Source organism: Serratia sp. CY40230, from assembly GCF_052168835.1.
GTDB lineage: Bacteria > Pseudomonadota > Gammaproteobacteria > Enterobacterales > Enterobacteriaceae > Serratia > Serratia nematodiphila.
The window spans coordinates 974,154-990,020 of sequence record NZ_JBJNLX010000001.1; the positions used below are offsets into that span (position 1 = coordinate 974,154).

At 57.1% G+C, this 15,867-nt stretch carries 12 protein-coding genes, 1 tRNA gene and 1 other RNA gene; 8 read left to right on the top strand and 6 right to left on the bottom strand.

What is annotated here, in order from left to right; translation table 11 throughout:
- Positions 1 to 5: 5 nt before the first annotated feature.
- The 5 genes from yejM (at position 6) to ACJ8IJ_RS04600 (ending at position 3,598) form a co-directional block, all read left to right on the top strand.
- Positions 6 to 1,787, top strand: coding sequence for an LPS biosynthesis-modulating metalloenzyme YejM (yejM, locus tag ACJ8IJ_RS04580; protein ID WP_442518307.1), 1,782 nt, complete (start codon positions 6 to 8; stop codon positions 1,785 to 1,787).
- A gap of 78 nt (positions 1,788 to 1,865) precedes the next feature.
- A tRNA-Pro gene (locus tag ACJ8IJ_RS04585) sits at positions 1,866 to 1,942 on the top strand.
- Between the two features lie 40 nt (positions 1,943 to 1,982).
- A non-coding RNA gene (locus tag ACJ8IJ_RS04590) (RtT sRNA) lies at positions 1,983 to 2,101 on the top strand.
- Positions 2,102 to 2,915: 814 nt separating this feature from the next.
- Positions 2,916 to 3,290, top strand: coding sequence for a hypothetical protein (locus ACJ8IJ_RS04595; protein ID WP_275094996.1), 375 nt, complete (start codon positions 2,916 to 2,918; stop codon positions 3,288 to 3,290).
- Between the two features lie 71 nt (positions 3,291 to 3,361).
- Positions 3,362 to 3,598 (top strand): hypothetical protein, encoded by a 237-nt coding sequence (locus tag ACJ8IJ_RS04600; RefSeq protein ID WP_275094997.1) that lies wholly within the window; start codon positions 3,362 to 3,364, stop codon positions 3,596 to 3,598.
- A 489-nt stretch (positions 3,599 to 4,087) separates the two neighbouring features.
- Here ACJ8IJ_RS04600 and ttrA read toward each other — a convergent pair whose 3' ends face one another.
- From ttrA to ttrB, 3 genes are read right to left on the bottom strand one after another with little or no spacing between them, the layout of a single operon-like run.
- On the bottom strand, positions 4,088 to 7,159 hold the full coding sequence (ttrA, locus tag ACJ8IJ_RS04605; protein ID WP_442518308.1) for a tetrathionate reductase subunit TtrA: 3,072 nt from the start codon (positions 7,157 to 7,159) through the stop codon (positions 4,088 to 4,090).
- Positions 7,152 to 8,177, bottom strand: a complete 1,026-nt coding sequence (gene ttrC, locus ACJ8IJ_RS04610; RefSeq protein ID WP_442518309.1) for a tetrathionate reductase subunit TtrC — start codon at positions 8,175 to 8,177, stop codon at positions 7,152 to 7,154. The genes ttrA and ttrC overlap by 8 nt, the downstream gene beginning before the upstream one ends.
- A complete protein-coding gene (ttrB, locus tag ACJ8IJ_RS04615) occupies positions 8,174 to 8,911 on the bottom strand; it encodes a tetrathionate reductase subunit TtrB (protein ID WP_131164960.1) in 738 nt (245 codons plus the stop codon). The genes ttrC and ttrB overlap by 4 nt, the downstream gene beginning before the upstream one ends.
- Positions 8,912 to 9,140: 229 nt before the next feature.
- On the opposite strand from ttrB, the gene ttrS reads away from it, so the two are divergent.
- The 3 genes from ttrS (at position 9,141) to ACJ8IJ_RS04630 (ending at position 11,767) form a co-directional block, all read left to right on the top strand.
- A complete protein-coding gene (gene ttrS / locus ACJ8IJ_RS04620) occupies positions 9,141 to 10,859 on the top strand; it encodes a tetrathionate respiration histidine kinase TtrS (protein ID WP_239664327.1) in 1,719 nt (572 codons plus the stop codon).
- The gene (ttrR, locus tag ACJ8IJ_RS04625; RefSeq protein ID WP_021505932.1) at positions 10,834 to 11,433 is read left to right on the top strand and encodes a tetrathionate respiration response regulator TtrR; all 600 of its coding nucleotides are present in this window, start codon (positions 10,834 to 10,836) and stop codon (positions 11,431 to 11,433) included. The genes ttrS and ttrR overlap by 26 nt, the downstream gene beginning before the upstream one ends.
- A gap of 91 nt (positions 11,434 to 11,524) precedes the next feature.
- Positions 11,525 to 11,767, top strand: coding sequence for a DinI family protein (locus ACJ8IJ_RS04630; RefSeq protein ID WP_004935803.1), 243 nt, complete (start codon positions 11,525 to 11,527; stop codon positions 11,765 to 11,767).
- 141 nt (positions 11,768 to 11,908) lie between these two features.
- On the opposite strand, the gene ACJ8IJ_RS04635 is transcribed toward ACJ8IJ_RS04630, so the two are convergent.
- The 3 genes from ACJ8IJ_RS04635 to ACJ8IJ_RS04645 all read right to left on the bottom strand — a co-directional run bounded on the left by ACJ8IJ_RS04635 (position 11,909) and on the right by ACJ8IJ_RS04645 (position 15,845).
- Positions 11,909 to 13,930 carry a phage tail fiber protein gene (locus tag ACJ8IJ_RS04635; protein WP_442518310.1) on the bottom strand — a complete coding sequence of 674 codons (2,022 nt, stop codon included), beginning with the start codon at positions 13,928 to 13,930 and terminating at the stop codon, positions 11,909 to 11,911.
- The gene (locus ACJ8IJ_RS04640) at positions 13,927 to 15,087 is read right to left on the bottom strand and encodes a tail fiber domain-containing protein (RefSeq protein ID WP_131164963.1); all 1,161 of its coding nucleotides are present in this window, start codon (positions 15,085 to 15,087) and stop codon (positions 13,927 to 13,929) included. The genes ACJ8IJ_RS04635 and ACJ8IJ_RS04640 overlap by 4 nt, the downstream gene beginning before the upstream one ends.
- Before the next feature lie 125 nt (positions 15,088 to 15,212).
- Positions 15,213 to 15,845: a hypothetical protein gene (locus tag ACJ8IJ_RS04645; protein ID WP_131164964.1), complete on the bottom strand. Its 633-nt coding sequence runs from the start codon at positions 15,843 to 15,845 to the stop codon at positions 15,213 to 15,215.
- Between the last annotated feature and the right edge of the window lie 22 nt (positions 15,846 to 15,867).

Here is a 15,867-nt window from a genome sequence, read left to right on the forward strand (position 1 = left end):
GACTTATGGTGACAAACCGTCAGCGTTATCGTGAAAAAGTCTCCCAGATGATCAGCTGGGGGCACTGGTTCGCCTTATTCAACATCCTGCTCGCCCTTGGGCTGGGCAGCCGCTACCTGTTTGTCACCGACTGGCCCGCATCCCTGCTGGGCCGGGTCTATGCCTTTGTCAGCCTGCTGGGGCATTTCAGCTTTATCGTGTTCGCCGGCTATTTGCTGGTGATCTTCCCGCTCACCTTCGTGGTGATGTCGCAGCGGCTGCTGCGATTTATTTCCGCCGCGTTCGCCACCATCGGGCTCACGCTGTTGCTGGTCGACAGCGAAGTGTTCTCCCATTTCCACCTGCACCTCAATCCGGTGGTGTGGGATCTGGTGGTCAACCCGGATCAAAGCGAACTGTCGCGTGACTGGCAGCTGATGTTTATCTGCGTGCCGGTGATCTTCCTGGTGGAGATGCTGTTTGGCACCTGGAGCTGGCAGAAGCTGCGCAGCCTGAACCGCCGCCGCTTCGGCAAGCCGCTGGCGGCGCTGTTTATCAGCGCCTTTTTCGCGTCGCACCTGATTTATATCTGGGCCGACGCCAACTTCTATCGCCCGATCACCATGCAGCGGGCCAACCTGCCGCTCTCGTACCCGATGACCGCGCGCAAGTTCCTCGAGAAACACGGCCTGCTCGACCAGCAAGAGTATGAACGCCGTCTGGTGCAACAGGGCAACCCGGAAGCGGTGTCGGTAGAGTATCCGCTCAGCGATCTCAGCTACGGCGATAAAGGCAGCGACTATAACCTGCTGATGATCGTAGTGGACGGCATTCGCGCCAAAGACGTGGCGCAGGACATGCCAACCCTGACCCGCTTCGCCCAGGAAAACGTGCGTTTCAGCGATCACTACAGTTCGGGCAACCATGCCGATACCGGGCTGTTCGGCCTGTTCTACGGCATTTCCCCGACCTATCTGGACAGCGTGCTCGCCGGCCGCAAGCCGTCGGCACTGATCAATGCGCTCGGCGATCGGGGCTACCAGCTGGGGCTGTTCTCCTCCGATGGCTTCAATGCCAGCCTGTACCGCCAGGCTCTGTTGACCGACTTCTCGCTGCCGACGCCGGCGCCGCAAAGCGACGCCCAGACCACCCAGCAATGGCAACGTTGGTTGGCAGACCAGGGTAGCAAAGAGCCGTGGTTCTCCTATATCAACTTCAGCGGCGCCGAGCCGACCGAAGGCGACAAAAAGTCGGTTCCGGCCGACTTTATTCGGCGCTACCGCACCGGCGCGCAAGATGTGGATGCCCAGATAGCCCAGGTGCTGGACACGCTGAAACAGCGCGGCCTGCTGGATAAAACCGTGGTGGTGATCACCGCCGAGCACGGCGTCGAGTTCAACGACAGCGGCAAAGGCCAATGGGGCGCCGGCACCGCCTTCAACCAGGCGCAACTGCAGGTGCCGTTGGTGATCCACTGGCCAGGCACCCCGGCGCAGACCATCAGCAAGCTGACCGGCCATAACGACGTCATGCGCACCTTGATGCAACGCCTGCTGCACGTGAAAACCGCGCCGAAAGACTATTCGCAAGGCGAGGATCTGTTCACCGCCCAGCGCCGCAACAACTGGATCGCCACCGGCGATGGCAACCAACTGGTGATAACCACGCCGACACAAACACTGATGCTGGACAACAGCGGCAACTATCGCGTCTACGATCAGAACGGCGATGAAATAAAAGACGAGAAACCGCAGCTTACTCTGCTGTTGCAGGTGTTGACCGATGTAAAACGCTTTATCGCCAACTAACTGCTTAAAACTAAAGCAATCAAGTGGCGAGGCGCTTGCATTAACATCGGGAATCGGTAGTATGATTTTTCATAGCGTCGGCATGTAGCGCAGCCTGGTAGCGCACCGTCATGGGGTGTCGGGGGTCGGAGGTTCGAATCCTCTCATGCCGACCAAATTTAAGAAAACCTGCTGTTACAGCAGGTTTTTTTTCGTCTGCACTTTGAGAGGATGAGAATCTCCGAAGGAGGTTTGAGCCGAACGAAGTGAGACCACGTTGCTTTAGCAACGGCCCGCAGGGCAAGCATCGAAGATGCGCAAAGAACCAACAATCAAGATCTGGCGGGGGCGGTCGACGTGCCGGCGCTAGCGCCCCCATCGGCGACACGAACGCGCTACAACACGGCGAGCGAAGCCGGCGGGCATTCTTGCCGCTGTTCGATGGCGAGACATTACTCCGCTGGAGTCCTGCGAATTTGCCATCTGGTGATTGCCGAGTGTGTGGGGGGCTGTGGCGTAATATCCCCATCCCCTGCCTCTGACTCGCAGCCTGTCGCGTACCGATGCTGCTGGACGGCATCATGCGGCAACATACCAATGGCATGGTTCGGCTGGAGAAATCCGAGGCCAAATTAACGCCTGACATAGCCAGATTGGAATTGGTGCGGACAAGGGTTCGCCTTGCTCAAGCAAAAGCCGCCAGGCGCTCAGTAATATTTTGATCGTAATCTGACAGGGCGCGAAGCCCCTCCGTAGCATAATGAGTGCGAATTCCCTTTTGTTACTTTTAAGCCCCTCTTTAATGCGGTTGCCTAACTTAATTCATTCATTTTGGTACGCGCACCGAAGCAAATGATAAATATGAGTACGATACCTACCAGCTGCGGCCAAGTTGCGCCGAAAAGGAAGTCTTCCCCTATATGCTTACTGAGATCGAAGCATGTGTAAGCCGTAGCTCCAGAGAACCAAGCTTTTATCCAAGATAATTTTCTTCATGGGTTCTCCCTATTCCAAAACATTTTAATATGTCACATAACATAGTAAATAGTTATGAATATAAACATTGATTCGATTGTGGAAAAGAGCTAATTATAAATAGCCTTACGGAGGCTTACATAGTGTCAACAAAATAATCAAAAGGAGTTGTTTATGAAAGTTATTGATTCTTCAATGCTAAATTTCGTTTCTGGCGCAGGGAATTTTTCGGATAACCGTAGCAGTAACGGCAAGGTCAACAATAATAATGGGGGCCGTGGTGCTTCAACTAACTATGGTGGCCAGGCTAATGGCTTTATTAGCAACTCTTCAGCCGGCATGAGCAAGGATTGTGCTATAGCACTAGGATTGGCAGCGGCAGGTGGCGTTATCGGAGGACTTATATCGCAAGGTGCCAGGGCTGTTATTGGTGGTGTAGTGGGATCTTCTATTGGATCCCTTGGAGCATGCATTGGTGGAAGCAACAACAATGGTTCTCAAAACGTCTCTAAAGGCGGAGGTTATAACGGGGGCACCTGTTCCTGGTAATTACACACGAAATACTAACAGTGCTTATAAAAAGCTTGCATGGTGTTTTTTGAAAGGAGGAAAGGAAGAAAATGAAAAATCCATTTATTGTTTTTGCTTTTGTTTTCATAATAATTTCATTATCGCAAAGTGTTTTTCACACTCTGGGAATAACAAGTTACAACGGATTTTTAAATATCAGCTTACCTAAAGATCTCGCTCTGAGCATTGTAATTATTTCTGTTCCAATAGGGATTTTGGCAATCATGTATCGGATCTATTCATCTGTTAAATGGTTTGCTAAAACGTGGAATAAATCTGGAGGGTAACAGATTACTCCCTATGCGATAGTGGAGGGTAAACTCTCCCCTATCGCTGGTTTATTATTATTTAATCCAACCTAATCACTCTATCAATGCAGGCAGTAAAAAAAATTGCAACAACTCAATAGGCGGTTCTTGTAAGGTTTAACTTTACCTTCAAGAACATAACATTACAATATCAGACAGGACTAAGACGGTGACAAGGATTATCAGTTCATTAATTGTGTTTTTATCCATCCTGGCCGGTTCTTTTTTTCTGAGTGGCGCCGGGGTAATTGGTTACCAACCGTGGTTTTCTGCACCCGTGAATTTGTCAAAATTTGTGATTATCGTTGTCACCTACTGCTCTTTTGTTTACGGCGCATTAAGTATTTATAGAAAACTTAAAAAAAAAACCATAAGAAAGCCATAAAACAGGCATGCCGTTTAGTTTTGGGTTAAAGAATAGAATTAACTATAAATTAACCCTCGATAATTCAGTTTTTCGTCTGCCGTTTACGCGGAAAGTTTGACGATCACCGCCGGAATACCCTGACGCACCGCCGCACCGGTCACCCAATCCAGCCAGGTATTCGGCACTTCGCGCGTCGGATCGGCAAACCCCAGATCGTTGAGGTTGATGCCGGCGGCGATGCGCTCATCCATCGCCAGCGGTTCGCCATCCAGGTAGTGCTGGCTGGCCCCCATCTCCCGGTGGCCGTAGCCGTGTTCCACCGCGATCACGCCGGGCATCACCCCCGCCAGCAAACTGATCTGCGCCTCGCGGCTGCCGCCCGGCGTGCTGATGCGCACCCAATCACCGTGTTGAATGCCGAAACGCGCTCCGTCCGCCGGGTTCAAGGCCACCAGGTTCACCGGCTTCACGTCGTGCAGGCGCCGGATCACCGCGGTGGAGCTGCTCATCACATTAGATTTGAAGGACATCAGGCGCAGCGGCCACTGCCGTTCTGGGTAGAGCGCTTCCACCGCGCGGCCGTCCGACAAACGCGCCGGGTAGCAGGTGGGGCAGCCGCTGAAACGCTCGCCGGTGATCGCATGCCGGTGCTTCGCCACTTCCGCATTCCAGATCTGCAGCGGTTTCTCCCAGCGGTTGCCCACGCTGCCGTCGCGGCGGCCGCTGTCGTGATCGGCGAAACGGCCGCCGCGGCTGTAGATAAACGCCACGCGGTCGATCTCATCGGCGCGCAGCGTCTGCGCCAGCTGCGGCAGCAAGCGATCGACACCGCTCAGCGCCAGTTCGTCCGCCCTCGCGGCCGGCACCGGTGCCTTGCCGGCAAACGCCACGTTGGCGGCGGCGCGCAGATAATAATCCTCGGCACGGTTGAGCGGCAGCAGCCCGCCCTGGCCGTCGCCGATAGCGCGATCGCCGAACCCCGGCAATGCCAGGCGTTTGGCGATGGCAATGCAAAACGCCTCCATGGAAATCGGCTGCCCTTGCGCCGTTTGCGCAGTCGCCGGCGTCACTATCGGCCAACGCGCGGTGGTAGTCTTACTGGCGACGCCGCCCCAGGGGGCGCTGAATCCCCAACTCTCAAAATTATGGGTATCCGGGACGATATAGTCGGCCAGCGCCGTCGTTTCGTTGATAAACGCATCGATAGCGATAAACAGCGGCAAACGCGCCGGATCTTTCAGCCGCTCCTCCGCCACGCCGCGCAACCCGGCGATACCGTACAAGGGGTTGGTCATGTTCGAGATCCAGGCTTTCAGCCCATACGGGTACCCTGCCAGCGCCGAGGTCAGCAGCTCGGTCAACTGCCCGGCGACGAACGGATACCAGGGCGCCCTGGCCGGCCAGGGCGAAACGCCCGCCGCCACTTTTTCGCGGTATTCGTCGGAGGTTTCATAGGCGGCCTTGCTGCGCGCGATATTCAGCCCTTTCGGTTTTACCAGGCCAGGAAACTCGACCAGGTTATAGCGCGGCCCCTCGGCGAAGCCGTTGAATTTACCGCCGCCGACGAACACGCCCCCCGCCAGGCTCAGGTTGCCGATCAGCACGTTAAGCATCATCACCGCCCAGGTATTGTAAAACCCGTTCGCCGCCATCATCCCGCCATGGGCGATCACTGCCGCCTTGCGCCCGTGGGCGGTAAAGGCCTCGGCCAGTGCCGCGATGCGTGCCACCGGCACACCGCATTGCCGGCTGTACGCCTCCGGCGACAGCTTGTCGGCGGCCTCTTTCAAACACTGGAAGCCGCTTTTCACCTCCACCTGCGCGCCATCGTACAGCGTCACCGTACGGGTTACCCACAGCTCGGCGCTGTCGCACGTCTCGGCCGCCACCAGCTCACCCGCGCCGTTGACCACCAGCGGCGACGCCGACCCGGCGCCGTTGAGATCGGCCAGCGTCAGGTGCTGCCCCGCGCGCGGATGCTCGCTCTCGGCGATCACCAGATGCGTGGCATTGGTCCAGCTCTTCTCGCCGGCGCGTTGCATGGCGCCCTCCGACGGGATGGCGAGATAATCGGCCTGATAACGCCGGTGGTCGAGGATCCAACGGATCATCGCCATCGCCAGCGCCGAGTCGGCACCCGGCAATATCGGGACCCAATGGCCATGATCGTCCGCCAACGTGGTGGTCAGCGGCAGCGCCGGCGCCACCACCGCATAACGGAATTCGCTGCGCAATCTGGCGCTGGCCAATTGCCGGGCCTGGCGCTTGAACGGGTTGCCGGACTGCGCCGGTGAGGTCCCCATAAACAGCGCGAATTCGACCTGTTCCCAGTCCGGTTTCACGTGCGGGTTCTTGTCCAGATCGTTCATCAACGCGCCGGAACCGGCACGGTAGGCCAGCCCGCAGTAAGCGCCGTGCGCGCCGAAGTTTTTGCTGCCGAAACTGTTCTGGGCGAAGCGCCGCAGGAAGCTATCGCGCCCGTCGTCACCGGCGTTGGTCACCAATAGCTGGTTGGCTTTCGGCCCCAGCCCCGGCCGTCGGGCATCGATCGGCGTCTCCAGATCGCGGATCGCCCGCAGGCCGTCCACATGCCCCTCGCCGAACAGATTGCCGCCCTCCACCACTTCGGCGATCAACTGCTCAAAGCTGATGCGCTGCCACTTGCCCTCGCCGCGTTTGCCGACGCGCTTCATCGGCTCCAGCACGCGCATCGGGCTGTAAAGCCCCTCCAGCAGCGTGGCGCCGCGTGCGCAGGCGGTGGAGCGGGCATCGAGGCCGCGTTCGCCACCCAACTGCGCCAACGCCTCCTGCAGCGGCAACGCAGAGTCGACGTGCCGTTCCTGAGACAGCGGATGATAAGGGTTGCCGGCAATGCGCAATACCCGGTCGGTCTGCCTGTCCACCCGTACCCGCACGCCGCATTGCGTCCAGCAGCCGAAACACTGCGTCATCGAGATGGCCTGTTGCGGATTGCCTTGCCATTCCGGCATTGCCCGTCCTTCGGGCGATAGGGAATTGCCGTTGATGCGATCCAGAGTCACCCGCCCTGAGGTGCCGTGAATCAAGCCGTCGATCGCCCGTTTGGCGACTTCACGATAGCTCAGGCCGAAAGCGGACAATCCGCCGAAGGCCAGGCCCACTTTCAACCACTGACGCCGGGTGAGTTTAGCCATGTTGTTTTCTCCGCAGTAAAAACGCCTGTGCTTCACGCACCATGATCATTAACGCCAGCCACAAGCCGAAGGTGCCGACGATCGCCAGCAAACCGTCGGTGCCGAGCGGCAGGCTATAAGGGGAGTTAGACGCGTTGTATTTCGGGATGGTTTGTACTTCGATCAACAGCGTCCAGCGCATCAGCCAGCTCAGTCCTAGTGCGCCGGCCACCAGCAGCGGCGCGCCGCCGCGCGGCAAGCGCCGATAGCCGGCCCAGGCGGCGCACGCCAGCGTCGGCCCCCATAGCGCAATCCATCCTGCGGCATACCGGCGAGCCATCGCCTGCGTCTGCAGCCAGTGGCGTACCGCCGCGCCGGATAACGTATCGCCGCATACCCACAGCAGGATCGCCCCGCCGAGCAGCAGTAACGTCAGCAGCATCCCGCGCGCCAGCGGCGCCTGCAGACCGGGCCGTTCGCGCATCGCCAGCAGCAGCAAAGCCAAGAGCGCCTGCAGCGCGCTGAGGAACATCACGATCGGAAACCCGTAGCTGAACCAAATTGGGCGGGCGCGCACGATGGAAACCTCTCGCCCGGTGTACAACAGCAGGCCGATAGCCAGCAGCGCGCAGGCGGGCGCTATCCCACGCAACAGCGCAACCGGTCTGCCCGTCAGCCGCGTAAATTCAATCGCGATAAACCACAGGCCGATCAGCAGGGTAAACAGCGGCAAGAACAGCGCGCCCCACGGCATCCACGACCAGGGCGTCGGGTAGGCGTAGAAATGCCAGAAACGGGCGGTTTGATGCAGGTCGGCGGTCAACGCCAGCGGTGCGGTAATGGCGCACGTCAGCCCGATAAACAGCGCCATGCGCTCCAGATGCGCGGCATTATCTCCACCGCGCCAGCGCCATACGCAGGCCAGCAGCGCGGCGCAGGCGGCGATGCCGATAAAGAAGAAATATTGTACGGCCCACGGCAGCCAGCTCACCGCCTGCGGCTGGCTCAGCACTTCTGCGATCATCAGTTGGCGGCTCATCGTCTTTCTCCCCATAAGGCGACCTGCGCCCGCCCCGGCAGCGGCGTGACGAAGGCATCATCCAGCCCCAGATAGAACACGTGGGGCGCGGTTTGGTTCTCCGGCTTGAGGACTTTTATCTCAGCCTCGTGGCGCCGCAGCAGCTTGCTCAGCGTGCTGTGCGGATCGCGCATATCGCCGATAATCCGCGCTCCTCCCACGCACGACTCCACGCATGCCGGCAACAATCCCGCCTCCAGCCGGTGCACGCAAAAGGTGCATTTGTCCGCCGTTTGGGTCGTGTGATTGATAAAACGGGCATCGTACGGACAGGCCTGTACGCAATAGGCGCAACCCACGCAGCGTTTGTTGTCGACCACCACGATCCCGTCCTCGCGCTGAAAGGTGGCCTGTACCGGACATACCGGCACGCAGGGCGGGTTGTCGCAGTGATTGCACAGCCTGGGCAACAGCACGTTGGTCGCAGCGGCTTCGCCTTCGAGGCTGACCTGATACTGGTTTACCGTGGTGCGAAACTCCCCGTGCGGCGTCTGGTTTTCAATGGCGCAGCTCACGGTACAAGCCTGGCACCCTACGCAGCGCCGCAGGTCGATCAGCATCGCGTAACGGCGGCTCGCATCCCCCTCGCGCCGCGTCGGTGCTAACGTCAGCCCGGCCTCCGCCACGGAGATCAGCGAAGCCCCCGCCGTCAACACGCCCAGCCGCTGTAAAAACTGCCGTTTACCGAAATCCATGCGCCTCTCCCACGTCCTGGGCATCACCCCGATCACGCTATTGATGCCCGTTAGATGAATAAACAATGTCGATGATTTACAGTGTAAAAATGACATTGGGCTCAGCTCTATTGTGGTTAACCACATACCGGACCTAACGTTGATCTAAAACAAGTGACGGCAGGCAGATTGCCCATCAGGAGGGGCCGTGAGGGTCGTGTTATTACTGCTGCTCAGTCTCGGCTGGGGGATGGCGGCACAGGCGGGCGAGTGGTCGGTCGGCGTGCTGGCGATGCGCGGCGATGCGGCGACCGCGCGTGACTGGCAGCCGCTGATCGACAGGCTCAACGGCAGCGTCGGCGGTGAGCGCTTCCGCCTGCAGCCGCTCGATCTGGCGCAGATGCGCGAAGCGGTCAATCGGGGCAGCGTGCAGTTCGTGGTCACTAATCCGGCGCAGTTCGTGCAGTTGAACAGCCACTATCATCTGCGCTGGCTGGCGTCGTTGCGCGCCGCCAACGGCGATCGGGCAACGGGCAACATCATCGGCAGCGTGATTTTGGTGCGGCGCGACAGCGGCATAACGACGCCGCAGGCGCTGATGGGCAAAACGGTGGGCGCCATCGATCCCCAGGCCTTCGGCGGCTATCTGACCGGCTATAAGGCGCTCAGCGATGCCGGTATGCGGCCCGAGCGCGATTTTCACCTGCGCTTTACCGGGTTCCCTGCCGACGCCCTGCTCTATCTGTTGCGCGAGCACGCCATTCAGGCCGCCATCGTTCCCGTCTGTCTGCTGGAGAAAATGGGTCGGGAAGGCTTGATCAACCCGGCGGATTTTCGCCCGCTGTTGCAACGGCCCACATCGGTTCCCTGCGTCACCAGCACGCCGCTTTATCCCAACTGGTCGTTCGCCGCCCTGCCCGGTCTGGATAACTCACTGGTGGATGCGGTGGCAAGAGCCTTGCTGACCGCACCGCCGCAGTCTCCCTTTCAGTGGGGCGCACCGGCCTCGACCAGCGCGGTGGAAGCGCTGCTGCGCGCCGTCAATCAGCACCCGGAACAGCGGCGCCTGTGGCTGGATATCAAGAGCTGGCTGATCCAGCATCAGACGGCCGTCAGCCTGTCGCTGGCGGTGCTGGCGCTGTTGATTGTCAACCATATCTGGATCGCGCTGCTGGTGCGCCGGCGTGGGCGACAGCTGCTCCATGCCGGAGAACAACTGCGCCGTCAGGAGCAGGCGCTGGAGAACGCCAGGCAGTTGAACGTGCTGGGAGAGATGGCCTCCGGCTTTGCGCATGAGCTCAACCAGCCGCTGGCAGCCATTCGCCACTATGCGCAAGGGTGCCTGATCCAACTGCGCAAAACGGACGCCGGGCACCCGCTGCTGACGCCGCTGGAAAATATTGATCGGCAGGCGCAGCGCGGCGGCGAGACGATTCATAACCTGCACCAGTGGGTGCAGCCCCCCACCGAGACGGTAGACAAGGCGAGCTGGCGCCCCATCGCGGTAAGCGAAACCGCCGAGCGGGTGTGGGCACTGCTGCGCCTGACGCAGCGCTACCCCGACCTGAAACTGTTCAACAACGTGGCGCCTTCGCTGACGCTAACCCTGCCGCCGGCGTTGCTGGAACAGCTGCTGGCGAACCTGCTGCTGAATGCTGCGCAGGCCGGCGCCAACGCCGTCTGGCTTTCCGCCGACGAGCACGAACGGGCGCTCGATGTGCGTTTGCAGGACAACGCGGGCGGGATGAGCGCGGTCGGGCTGGAGCAGGCTTTCCGCCCCTTCAACACCACCAAGACCGGCGGCATGGGGATGGGGTTGGCCATTTGCCGCCGCCTGGCCCGGTATGGCGGCGGCGAGATCCAACTGGCTAACCGCCCCGCCCCCGACAGCCGCAATGGGCTATGCGTCACCCTGCATTTCATATCTAACAATGAGGAAAACCATGCCGCTAATTCATCTGGTGGATGATGACGTCGCCGTCACCGACGCCTGCCATTTTTTACTGACCAGCCTCGGCCACGACGTGCAATGCTGGAATGACAGCACCGACTTTTTGGCGCAGGCCGATCTGTTTCAGACCGGGATCGTCTTGCTGGACATGAGGATGCCGAAACTCGATGGGCACCAGGCCTACGCTGAACTGCGCCGCCTCGGCAGCACGCTGGCGGTGGTGTTCCTGTCCGGCCATGGCGACGTGCCGATGGCGGTGGAGCAGATGAAGTACGGCGCGGTGGACTTCCTGCAAAAACCGATCGCCGCTGAACCGCTGATCGCCGCCCTCGAACGGGCGCGGCAGGTCTCGGCCAAAGCCTGGCGACGCCATGAAACTTGCGGCCGCTACCGCACGCTCACGCCGAAAGAACGCGACATCGCGCAGCTGGTGGTGCGAGGCATGATGAACAGGGAAATGGCGGAGCGGTTGAATATCGCCCTGCGCACCGTAGAGGTTCACCGGGCGAAAGTGATGGAGAAAATGCAAGCCGCCAGCCTGGCGGAATTAGTGATTCAGTTGCAGGGGTTACCGCACGCCGCGCAAGAATGATCGCATCATGCAAAATTCCGCCCCCCCTCTTGCCAACCGGCCTTCCTCAGGCCAGAATACTGTACATTAATTCAGTGTTTACAGGTGAGCCATGTTTGTAGAATTGGTGTACGACAAACGCAACGTCGCTGGGCTGCCCAACGCGGCCGAGATTATTCGCAACGAGCTGGAAAAACGCGTGCATGCGCTGTTCCCGGAAGCTGACGTGCGCGTGAAACCGATGCAGGCCAACGGCCTGAACTCCGACGCCAGCAAAAGCGATCGTGAGAAGCTGAACCGAATGTTGGAAGAGATGTTCGAAGAAGCGGATCAGTGGCTGGTCACTGATATTTGACGGGCAGTAACCCCCAGCGGGAACCTTGCCAGGCGGAACGGGCTGCGTGTTTGCCCGAGCCTCTCGGTGATAATGCCGGCGCCGATGCATTAGGCGGCCAATAACCTACTGCACCGGCATTTTACCTGGCATCCACTTTATTTATGAAACCGCGTTGGTTTCCGATGACGTGTCATCGTTTGATACCAGCGCCTCCGGCGGCAGCACTTCCACCCTTTCGCGCGCCGGCATGGCGAGTCGCAGATCGATCCAGCGCCCTTCAGGGATATCCATCGCTTCGCCGGCCACGACCGTCGCGGTATCGATGTCAAAACGACGTTTGCTGATTTTCACCGTAATGACGCCGTCGTTATCGGTGGCGGTTTCCACAAAGCACAGGCGGTTGCCGTTCACGTCCTGCGGCACTTCGATAGTCCAGCCCTCCTTTGCCAACCCCAGCGATCCATTCAGCTGATAAAGGCCGGTAGCGATTCGTTCCGCGCTCACCCCGTCCGCCTCACCATTAACCGCCGCGCAACCGGCCAGCGCAAAGCCGCCTTCCAGATAGTCAGCCTGCATATGCTCAGGCGCAGCGGACAATCTGGCGATCGGCGAGGCTTTCTTGATAAAACCGTTGCCGTCAACCGTGGTGTTGGCTTCCGACCACATCCAAACCCAGGGGGTAAACGTGGTGCCATTCCAGCTGCGCACGGCAATTTTCCCCGTTTGCGCAGCACTCACGCCATAGCCGTAACAGGTTTGCACCGTTCGATAGCTGTCGTCGGTTCCCGCCTGCGTCACCGCCCATGAGCGCGTATCGAGGAAATAAGTCCCGGTATCTTTGAATGGATTACCGATCGGATCGGTAGCCGCATACCCCCGGCGGCTTTGCATTTGCGCATTGAAATTGCCTTTATTCGCCGTAGTCACGCCTTTACTCAATCCCCAGTCTTTCAGGTTTGCAATATCCGCGACGGTGGGTTGATCGGACGAGCTGAATAACCGCGACCAGGTGATAGTTGAAGGCAATGCGGTAGATGAACTCCCCACCCAAGCCTGCCGCGCAACCGATGTAGCAAAATACGCGCACGAAGGGCCGCCATCGACCGGCAGCGTTAATAACCCCCCTGACGCATTGCCCGGCCGATTGGCCGTCGCCACCGTGTAGCGTTGAATGGAGGATTTATTATCCTTCGCAAACGCATCCTCAGTATGAATTGGTCCGGTGCCAAACCCACCGATCGCAGATTGGGCGACAGTGGCATAATCGGGTAGCGCCTGGGATTGCGAGAACGAGACGCCCGTGCGCATATCAATTCTCATCACCCCGACCGGCTCCACCGATTGTTTTACCGCCTTATGCTCCCAGCGCAAGCCGGCCGCATTAGCGTAGGTAATTTGCTCAACCGTATACCAGCAGTTGATGGTGAAGGTATTCACTTTCACATAAATATCATAATTATCACGACTGGATTCAATAACCTGAATATCCAAGATCGCCGTTCCGGCATCGTTAATAAAGGTGCCGCCGATACGATTGGCCTTATTGGTCGTATCGCTGGCACCAAGATTACCCGTTCTCAGCATCAGGCGTGATAAGCCAGCGTTATAAACAAATCCGTTATAGCCATTCGATCCGTAGAAATTAAGCGCTATCCCGACGCCATTTTGCCCCGCATTTTTAAACTGCCCCAACAGGAACCAGACAGAGGCATTGGTGTTGTTCTCCGGCAGCTTAAAACGCACATTATCAAAGGCGGTCACCACCTGAGCGGCGCTCTTCGTCGCATTTTGTTCGCTCACTTTTGCCGCCGCAGCAGAGGAAGATGCCTTGCCTGCGGAAGCGGCCGCCTCGGCACGCAAACGATCGACGGTTTGCACAATCTCCGGCGTGATATCGCCTTCCCCTGGCCGGCGCAGGAAATCATTGAGCGTGCCAGGCAAGGAATCGTTATAAACTTCGATAGCCCCCACTCGCTCCGGCTGCGCACCATACACAGAGATAATGACCTCGTAAGCGCCCGCCTCCACGGGTAGGGAATATTTACCGCTATCATCCGTTACTGATTGTGATTTAGCCAGGCTCAATACCGTTGACGAGGTTCTGACTGCGCGCAGGGTAATGGTTACGCCGGAGCGAGGATCGCCGTAAGGGCCTTTTAATACGCCGCTGATTAATGTCATTGCACTTTCTCCATGAGTTCTTTGATTAATTCATCCTGGCGATCGATTCTATCCAGAGCCTGATTCAATGCAGCCAGGGCCACATATCCCAGCGTTGAATAATCGACGGATTTTACCCGAGTAACAGTTTCGCCGTTTTGCAATTCTAAAGAACCACCTTCAGCAACAACCTGGGGAAGTTTCTTTTCAATTTCTTGTGCGATACCACCGATAAATGGCTTGCCATCACGCTTGCCGGTATAGAGTTTTAAACCGCGAATGAGTGTTATAGGGTCTTCAATTTCTTTTACTTCCGTTTTAATTCTAAGGTCTGAGCCGGTCACCCAATTTCCGGTTAAATTATTAAAGTCTCCATTATTCTGTAGACGTACCTCATGCCAGACATTGGCGTAATCCTTAAATGAAATCGCACCATAATCAGTTACACCAATTTCGCGACGACAAAACATTTGCATGGCAGTGACAACGCCACCTGCTGTTGTCATGACCGATAGTAATGTCGGGCCATCTACAGTTCCGGTAGATCTGGTAAACGTCTTTTCAGCACGAACATTAGACGACCCCGTATCACCAGAGTTTAAATGAATGCCATTTCGCCCCATCATGGTATCATCAAATGTCGTTGACTTACGGAAACGTGAATATCCCCCCACGTCAAGGTTTGCCGTTTGCCCTGTCACCAAAGAACCCTGTAAAGACAGTGAACCTTTAATCTCCTGGGCAGCGCTAGTCGTCTTGTCTAACTTATTATTGAGTGAAGCTGAAATATTATTCCAGGCCGGGCCGCTATAGGTGCTGCCATCCGGCAACTTAACGGTAATATTTCCGGTATTGCTGAAGACCTGCTGCCAGTTCTCTTTATCGAGGTTCAGCCCACGCAAAGCCTTTGCCATCTCGGCAGCCAACTGGGCGGTGATAGCGTTCATAGCATCGCGCGGAACGGCATACCATGCTGCGCCCGCCTGCGTTGGGCCATCATAGGCTTTAATCAACGTGACCTGGGTGGCGCTATCAACGGTTTTCACCGGCAACGTATAGGTGACGCCGCCGACCACGCTCACGATGAAATCACCGGATTTTAATTCGGTATTAAAGGCCGTCCCCGTACCTTTCACTACGGCGGAATTATTTGTTATGGTAAGAGTGCCTACTGGCATAATACTCTCCTGAATTTTGAAAATAAAAATAAGAAGGTGTCAGGATTACGTTCTTGTCTAGCAAGGTTTATACTTATACCAACCAATGCGATATTTGTTACGAGTGCCTATTTCATTTTCTTGACTTATCTATTCATGAACGTTGCAATAGGAAATTTCAAATATCCTCGTCCAGAAAATCGCTCCGAATATGTCTGAGTCCGATATTTTAGCCACGTCAGTTGAAGTTCCATCCCTGTCCATCGAACTAAAATACCTGCATTTTGTGCAGAAACCTCGCTTTCAAATGAGTCAGCTGGCATGCAATTGATTGGAAACCACGGGCTAAAACTAGATGGTACTGACTGTATCCCGTTGTCTACTGCATTAGTTACCTCAACTATGCTCCGTACTCGTGGCATATCACTAGCTGATTTTGCGGTCCATATAAGCTCAGATTCAGCAGAGAACACATCTAAATATCCGGACTGCATTGCGATATTATGCGATGTAGCAATAAGCTCAACACCTCCCGCCGTGAAGTATTTAGCGCCTGGCCAGCACCAAGCGCCCGGGGATAGCCGAGCCCAATACAGCAACCCAATCGAAAGTTCATTAATAGCTAAGCAGCTTAATTTATGAAGGTCACCAAATATAGTATCACCCCATAAATCAGGCGGGTAAAATTTTGGCACTTTGTGCTCAGCAACAAGAGTATGCTTATACTCACTGTCTATTACCAATGAGCCATCCGAGTTGTAAATTTGAAAATTAGACATTATCGAATCTCATAAATGTGGA

Bases quoted from the DNA above. Each gene is read 5' to 3' on its own strand.
- ACJ8IJ_RS04600 (WP_275094997.1), top strand. From the start codon at position 3,362: ATGAAAAATCCATTTATTGTTTTTGCTTTTGTTTTCATAATAATTTCA.
- ACJ8IJ_RS04630 (WP_004935803.1), top strand. From the start codon at position 11,525: ATGTTTGTAGAATTGGTGTACGACAAACGCAACGTCGCTGGGCTGCCC.
- ttrS (WP_239664327.1), top strand. From the start codon at position 9,141: ATGGCGGCACAGGCGGGCGAGTGGTCGGTCGGCGTGCTGGCGATGCGC.
- ACJ8IJ_RS04595 (WP_275094996.1), top strand. From the start codon at position 2,916: ATGAAAGTTATTGATTCTTCAATGCTAAATTTCGTTTCTGGCGCAGGG.
- ttrC (WP_442518309.1), bottom strand. From the start codon at position 8,177: ATGAGCCGCCAACTGATGATCGCAGAAGTGCTGAGCCAGCCGCAGGCG.
- ACJ8IJ_RS04645 (WP_131164964.1), bottom strand. From the start codon at position 15,845: ATGTCTAATTTTCAAATTTACAACTCGGATGGCTCATTGGTAATAGAC.
- ACJ8IJ_RS04640 (WP_131164963.1), bottom strand. From the start codon at position 15,087: ATGCCAGTAGGCACTCTTACCATAACAAATAATTCCGCCGTAGTGAAA.
- ttrR (WP_021505932.1), top strand. From the start codon at position 10,834: ATGCCGCTAATTCATCTGGTGGATGATGACGTCGCCGTCACCGACGCC.
- ttrB (WP_131164960.1), bottom strand. From the start codon at position 8,911: ATGGATTTCGGTAAACGGCAGTTTTTACAGCGGCTGGGCGTGTTGACG.
- ttrA (WP_442518308.1), bottom strand. From the start codon at position 7,159: ATGGCTAAACTCACCCGGCGTCAGTGGTTGAAAGTGGGCCTGGCCTTC.
- yejM (WP_442518307.1), top strand. From the start codon at position 6: ATGGTGACAAACCGTCAGCGTTATCGTGAAAAAGTCTCCCAGATGATC.
- ACJ8IJ_RS04635 (WP_442518310.1), bottom strand. From the start codon at position 13,930: ATGACATTAATCAGCGGCGTATTAAAAGGCCCTTACGGCGATCCTCGC.